6 protein-coding genes and 8 tRNA genes are annotated in these 6618 nt (G+C 37.0%); 8 read left to right on the top strand and 6 right to left on the bottom strand.

Going from position 1 to position 6618, the window contains the following annotated elements; genetic code table 11:
* Positions 1–89 precede the first annotated feature (89 nt).
* The 7 genes from KY054_02845 to KY054_02875 all read left to right on the top strand — a co-directional run bounded on the left by KY054_02845 (position 90) and on the right by KY054_02875 (position 1797).
* A tRNA-Val gene (locus KY054_02845) sits at positions 90–161 on the top strand.
* A gap of 19 nt (positions 162–180) precedes the next feature.
* Positions 181–888 carry an RluA family pseudouridine synthase gene (locus KY054_02850; protein ID MBZ1356677.1) on the top strand — a complete coding sequence of 236 codons (708 nt, stop codon included), beginning with the start codon at positions 181–183 and terminating at the stop codon, positions 886–888.
* Positions 881–1264 (top strand): 50S ribosomal protein L19, encoded by a 384-nt coding sequence (rplS, locus tag KY054_02855; GenBank protein ID MBZ1356678.1) that lies wholly within the window; start codon positions 881–883, stop codon positions 1262–1264. Before KY054_02850 ends, rplS begins: the two co-directional genes overlap by 8 nt.
* Positions 1265–1273: 9 nt before the next feature.
* Positions 1274–1357: transfer RNA gene (locus KY054_02860), tRNA-Leu, on the top strand.
* Between the two features lie 14 nt (positions 1358–1371).
* A tRNA-Val gene (locus tag KY054_02865) sits at positions 1372–1445 on the top strand.
* Positions 1446–1457: 12 nt separating this feature from the next.
* A tRNA-Phe gene (locus KY054_02870) sits at positions 1458–1529 on the top strand.
* Positions 1530–1722: 193 nt separating this feature from the next.
* Positions 1723–1797 (top strand) — tRNA-Gly (locus tag KY054_02875).
* 15 nt (positions 1798–1812) lie between these two features.
* Here the strand turns inward: KY054_02875 and KY054_02880 are convergent.
* On the bottom strand, positions 1813–2952 hold the full coding sequence (locus tag KY054_02880; protein ID MBZ1356679.1) for a pyridoxal phosphate-dependent aminotransferase: 1140 nt from the start codon (positions 2950–2952) through the stop codon (positions 1813–1815).
* A gap of 392 nt (positions 2953–3344) precedes the next feature.
* Between KY054_02880 and KY054_02885 the strand changes: the two genes are divergently transcribed.
* Entirely contained in the window at positions 3345–3926 is a 582-nt protein-coding gene (locus KY054_02885) for a 3D domain-containing protein (GenBank protein ID MBZ1356680.1), read from the top strand.
* Positions 3927–4379: 453 nt separating this feature from the next.
* On the opposite strand, the gene KY054_02890 is transcribed toward KY054_02885, so the two are convergent.
* The 5 genes from KY054_02890 to KY054_02910 form a co-directional block, all read right to left on the bottom strand.
* A tRNA-Leu gene (locus KY054_02890) sits at positions 4380–4465 on the bottom strand.
* Positions 4466–4481: 16 nt separating this feature from the next.
* Positions 4482–4552: transfer RNA gene (locus tag KY054_02895), tRNA-Cys, on the bottom strand.
* A 5-nt stretch (positions 4553–4557) separates the two neighbouring features.
* Complete coding sequence (gene infB, locus KY054_02900) at positions 4558–6075, bottom strand: translation initiation factor IF-2 (protein MBZ1356681.1); 1518 nt, start codon at positions 6073–6075, stop codon at positions 4558–4560.
* 4 nt (positions 6076–6079) lie between these two features.
* On the bottom strand, positions 6080–6454 hold the full coding sequence (locus KY054_02905) for a DUF4446 family protein (protein ID MBZ1356682.1): 375 nt from the start codon (positions 6452–6454) through the stop codon (positions 6080–6082).
* Between the two features lie 11 nt (positions 6455–6465).
* A tRNA-Ser gene (locus KY054_02910) sits at positions 6466–6549 on the bottom strand.
* Between the last annotated feature and the right edge of the window lie 69 nt (positions 6550–6618).

Genomic DNA, 6618 nt, shown 5'->3' on the forward strand with positions numbered 1-6618 from the left:
ATCCCCTTAAATTCTTTTCCTTGATTTATGAACTAAATTTGGTAAGATAATAAAGAAAGTTTGAACTGATTTAATTTGAATGCCCAAAGGGGCAGCTAGCTCAAAGGCAGAGCATCTCTTTGACGTAGAGAAGGTTAGAGGTTCGAGTCCTCTGCTGCCCACAGATAGAAAATGAAAGAAATGAAGATAATTTACCAAGACGAAAACCTTTTAGTTATAGATAAGCCAGCTGGGTGGATCGTCTTCCCTGAAGATGAGAGTAAAAATGAATCATCTATCATAGAAGAAACTGTTAAAGATTTTCCTGAGCTTAAAAAAGTTGGGGAAAGCCCAAGATATGGTGCCATTCATCGACTGGATAAAGATACTTCCGGAGTCCTTTTAATCGCCAAGAATAATGATTCTTTGAAATTCTTCCAAGAACAATTCCAAGAAAAGAAGGTTATAAAAGAATACTGGACCCTATGCGTTGGACGAGTGTTGGATAAAAAAGGAATTATAGATACTTTTATGTCTAGAGCACCCGGTGATCGCAGAAAACAAAAGGCACATCCGCCATACGATTTATCGATTAAGGGAGCTACTAGAAAAGCCGTTACTACGTACGAGGTATTGAAAAATTTCGAAAACTATACTTTAATAAAGGTTCTACCTCAAACAGGCAGAAAACACCAGATAAGATGTCACATGGCATATCTCCATCATCCAATAGCTGGAGACCCCTTATATGGATTCAAAAACCAACCACAGCCCGAAGGATTAGAAAGACAATTCCTTCATGCTAGAGGACTGAAAATAAAAATGCCTGACGGTCAAGAAAGAGAATTTATCTCCGAACTTCCGGACGATCTGGCAAAAATATTAGATAAATTAAAAAAACATGAATAAAGTTAAAAAATTTACAGAAGGTCAATTAAGAAACGACCTACCTGAAATCAGGATAGGAGACACAATTAAGCTACATTACAAGTTCACTGAAAAAGGAAAAGAAAGAGTTCAGCCTTTTGAAGCAGTTGTGATTGCCAAGAGAGGAGAGGGTATTTCAACTAACATGACTCTAAGAGGTCCTGCAGCTGGAGTTATGATGGAAAAGATAATACCTATGAATTCGCCAAACATAACCAAGATTGAGATCATTAAAAGAAGTAAAGTTAGAAGATCAAAGCTGTACTACCTAAGAGAGGTTTTTGGTAAAAGAGCAAAGTTAAAGAAAAAAGAAGAGGCACCTAAAGATAAGGTTGAAGAAGTTACTGAAGAGAAATAGGGAGAGAAGGCGCGGGTGCTGAAATTGGTATACAGGCTAGCTTGAGGTGCTAGTGCTCGCAAGAGCGTGGAGGTTCAAGTCCTCTCCCGCGCACAAGGAAGAAAAAGGGGCGGTTAGCTCAGTTGGTTAGAGCGCGTCGCTTACATCGATGAGGCCGCGGGTTCGAATCCTGCACCGCCCACCCTTTAAATACGCCGCGGTAGCTCAGTGGTAGAGCACAATTCTGAAAAAATTGGGGTCGTGAGTTCAATTCTCACCCGCGGCACATTTGTCCTTATTGGCAAAAATTAGACACTGGATACAATCTAAGCATAGAGAACTATCCACTGTCTATATGAATAAAAAAAAGCAAACAAATAATTGCTCTTCGTAAAAAAGGAAAATATATTCTGTAAATACCAAAAAGCACTGTTGCGTGATGGTAAAGAGGTGTAAATTATCTCAAAAACGCAAGAAATGCGGGTGTCGTATAGTGGCTATTATATGTCCTTGCCAAGGATAAGACGGCGGTTCGATCCCGCTCACCCGCTCCAATAAAAGAACGCTGTCTAGGCGTTTTTTTGTTTTAAATATTCTCCAAATCTTTTCATCCCTTCATGAATATCATCTTCTGATCTACCAAAACATATTCTTATATGCCCCTCTCCTCCTTGTCCAAAGTCACTTCCTGGAACCATAGCAACTCTTGTTTTTTTAAGCATATCTATACAAAAGTCTTCTGTGTTATCAACTCCCTTCATTCTGGGAAAAAAATAATATGAACCTATTGGACGAACAAAGCTTAAGTATTCCTTTAGGTCAATTAAATAAATTTCCATGATAGCTCGTCTCTTAAGATAATCTTTATGATAGCTGCTAATAATCGCTTCGTTTCTAAGCCCTGTAATTGCTGCGTATTGAGAGATAACTGGCGCACAGTTTACAAGAACATCATGTACATACAAAATCTCTTCTATGAGCCTTTCTGGGCCGTGCAAGAAGCCAATGCGCCAGCCAGAGAGGGCCAATGATTTAGAAAAGCTAACTATTCTTATTATTCTCTCCTTAAACCTCTCTAGGCTGCAAAGATTGAATAGCTCTCCTTCTTCGTAATAAAGATCCTCATAGACGTCGTCTAAAAAAATTAGCATGTTGTTTCTTTCTGCGATTTCAGCAATCTGCATTAGACGATCTCTTCCCATTACTGACCCAGTTGGATTATTGGGATTACAAATAACAACTCCTCTAGTTTTTTCATTAATTGAATTATTAAAAGATTCTATTGAAATGTCCCATCCATTCTCTTCATCAAGAGGAACTGAAACTATCTTTAAGCCCCTAATTTTCCCTATCCTAGAATAGTAAGAATAGGTTGGAGTAAAAACTATTATCTCCTCGCCCTCTTTTAAGAGAGCAAAGATGGAAGCAGATAAAGCTTCTATTGCTCCTGCGGTAATTATAATTTCTTTCTCCCAAGAATAGCGCATTCCTCTTTTTAATATTCTCTCTGAAACTAGGGACCTTAGCTCAGGCAATCCCGCGACTGGTGAATACTTGTCAACTAAATTCCTTTCCACTGCTTTGATAACCTCTCTTCTTATTATTTCATGTGAAGGAAAAGAAGGTATTCCTTGAGCAAGCGAAATCACTCCATCAAGCTTACCAGCCATTTCTTCTATTCTTTTGATAGCAGATATTTTTCTGTTCATATTTTTAAAATTAAATAAAAAATCCCCGTCCTTGCGTTTAGATGCTATTGATCTAAGTTCAAGGACGAGGATTACTCGTGATACCACCCTGATTCACTCAAATATTGCTATTTGAGACTCAACGACTAACGGTTAATTAGTCTTCCTTTTTAACGGTAGGAATCCGGGAATACTCATCGTATCCAGCTCCTGGGGTGGCCCGAACATTAAAAAAATGTTCTTCTTCCCGATCATCGCTTTTGTTTTATTTTTTAAAATCTTTACCCTGCTTTGAGTATATAAAAATGGGGGGTAGTGTCAAACATCCAACTGTGGATAACTTGTTAAAAAAGTATTGACATTTTGATAAAATTGGGTCATTATAAGGGCATCCCCGCAAAGGGGATTTTATAATGAGTAGAAACGAAAAAGGTAGTTCTCTTTCGAAGGGAACGATACCAAATACACTGATTGTCTTGACCATTTCGGGATTACTATTTATCACTCTTCCATTTATTGAAAGAAGTGCCCAGGAAGCTGGAGCTGATCTGATAAATCACCATCCTGAACCACAGAATGATTATCTTACAGAGGAATTTTTAACATTTCACGAAAATACACTTTCGCCTTTCCATGTTTTTGTTGATAAAAAAGTTAAGCCAAAAACAATAACTAACGAAGGGAAAGAATATATTGTAGTGAATACTATGCAAACCTCAATCACAGCATACTCTAGTACAGTGGATCAGACAGATTCTGAACCATTTATCACCGCTTCAGGAGCTTGGGTAAGTGATGGAATAATTGCTGCCAACTTCCTCCCGTTTAATACTAAAATTAGAATACCTAGTCTTTTTGAAGATAAAGTATTTATAGTCAAGGATCGGATGAATGCTAGACATACTAATAGAGTTGATATTTGGTTCCCTTCTCGTCAGGAAGCAATAAATTTCGGTCTCCAAAATGCTAAAATAGAAATATTGAAAGAAATATAAAAAGCCCCCGAAAAGGGGCTTTTTAATTTGTCTCAATTTCACGAAAATCCTCTATGATTTCTTTAGCCATATAACGAGAAGGCTTCAGACGACTACGACCCATAAAATAATAATAAAAATAGCTAAAATCTTTCCAGGGATAATAGTGTTCCAAATACTCAAAAATATTATCGGTATGAATGACCGTAAAACAATACTAAAAAAAGAAAACACAAACTGCTTTTAGATCAAGCTGTTTTATGGTTTATGAATTTAATGATTTTAATAGAAAAACCGACCAACCTTTCTTTAACTTGTTATAATACATAATTTGTCTATTCATATAATCAAAAGGATTAAAAAAATTTCTCCCTCTAAAATTAAAAACCGGCTCGAGCCGATGTTTTTATCCGGATTCTTTTGTAATTTTAGCCTTGCAGAGAAGGCAACAATAACTACTTGTAAATTCCTTACTGGTGCCCGGAGTGGGACTCGAACCCACAAGTCTGTGAAGACAAAGGATTTTAAGTCCTTCGTGTATACCATTCCACCACCCGGGCATATATTTCAGTTGGGAGGCGCGGGCGAGAATCGAACTCGCGATAGCGGTTTTGCAGACCGCTGCCTTACCACTTGGCTACCGCGCCAAATATTATATCCCTTGAATTTTTTCTTTTTCTTCTATATAAGAAACTAGAATATCTCCCACTTCTAATTTTGCACCCCCCTCGTAGGATATTCCACACTCTTCTCCTGCTGATATCTTTTCTACTACACGCTCTCCCTTTTTTAATCCAGTTATCTTACCCAGGCTAATTTTCTCTTCTTCTTCTGTTTCAAGATTTATTCTAAATATTTCAAGTCGAGAACTATTTTTAATTTCTCCATCCAATACTTTACATCCAACTATCTGCTTATTTTTTCCTGTAAAAAAAACTACTAAGACTTTCGCTTTGCCCAAATCAGTTCTTTCAATCTTAGGAGTAATCGCACTTTCCATTATTTTTCTTACAGTTTCAATAAGTTCATATATTATATCAAAAACATAAACATTTATCTTATCTCTTTCTATTATGCCCCGAACTGAAGGCATAATTTTCACTCGAAATCCCAATATGTCTGCTCCGATTGATTTGGCTAACTTTACGTCTGTTTCATTTATGTCTCCTACTTCCGACTTTACGATCTTTACTGACATCCTTTCTTGTGGAATTTCTTTTAACATTCCCTCGATTGCCTCAAGAGAACCAAAAAAATCAGCTTTTAGTATAATATTTATTTGTTCTTCTCCTTGGATTTTAACTTCTTTTTCAGCTAAAATCTCTTTTTCTATCTTTTTTTCTTCCATGTATTTTTTAGCCAAATCAACATTAGAAAAAGATTTAAAACTATCTCCAACTACTGGAACTTCTTCAAATCCCAAAACTGCTGCTGGCATAGAAGGTCCTGCATGGTCAATTGCCTTTCCTTGAGAATTCTCTAGTGACTTTATTTTCCCTAAACAAGAAGAAGTAGCCACGGTATCGCCTCTTTTTAAGGTACCTGATTCAATAATGACTGTTGCTATTGGCCCCTTAAAAGAATCAATGTGTGACTCTACTATTATTCCCTCTGCCTCTTTTAATGAGTCAGTACTTAAATCTTCCATTTCGGCAACAAGCAAAATTAGTTCTAAGAGATCATTTATCCCTTCTCTTGTTTTAGCTGAAAGCTTAACGAAAGGGACCTTTCCCCCAATAGACTCTAGGTATATTTCTTGCTCTGAAAGTTGTTGGCTAATTCTATCAAAATCTGCCTCTGGTTTATCTATTTTGTTTATCGCCACTACCATAGGAACACCGGCCTTCTTTATATGTGCAATAGCTTCTTTTGTCTGAGTTTTTACTCCATCATCGGCTGCTACTACAAGAACCGCAATATCTGCAACCTTTGCTCCCCTGGATCTCATTGAAGAAAAGGCTTCATGCCCCGGAGTGTCTATAAAAGTTATTCTCTTATCATTATGCTCGACATTATAAGCTCCGATATGTTGAGTAATTCCTCCTGATTCTTTTTCCGTTATCTTTAAATCTTTAATTGCTTCCAAGATAGAAGACTTGCCATGATCAACATGACCCAAAAAGACTACTACTGGGGGACGAGATATTATATTGTCTTTTTTTTCAACCATCTTATTATTTTCCCTTATTTATTGATCCATTTATGGCTACTTGAATAGCCTCCTTTTCTTCATCAGAAAGATTATGCTCGGATTTACCATTTTTAATAGGTTTACCATAAACACTACTACCTTCTCGAGTATAAAAACTAGTTATCAAAAATCCGTCATTATGCTTATTTAATAAACATAAAGAAAAACTCTGGTTTCCGCCAACTCCGGGAAACGGATTAAATCTGACAATCCCTGTTTTTTGGAAGACAGAAGCGCTTTGATTCTCGAATCCATGAACTAGGGCTTCTAGTTTACTAAACTTAGCCTCCATCTCCTTAAAAGAGTTTAGGATCTCTTTAATATTTTGTGGCTCTTTTGATTTCTTTTTTGAAAACATATTTTTTCGTGCGGAGGAGGTGGGACTCGAACCCACAAGCCTTTACAAGCACCAGTTTTCGAGACCGGCGGAATAGCCAGTTATCCAACTCCTCCCCGCAACGATGATATTCGTAAAGATAACATTTTTAAGGATAAAAATCAAACTAGAGACCTCCTTTATTT

It is taken from the genome of Candidatus Nealsonbacteria bacterium, assembly GCA_019923605.1.
In the GTDB taxonomy this organism is placed as follows: domain Bacteria; phylum Patescibacteriota; class Minisyncoccia; order Minisyncoccales; family CSSED10-335; genus JAHXGM01.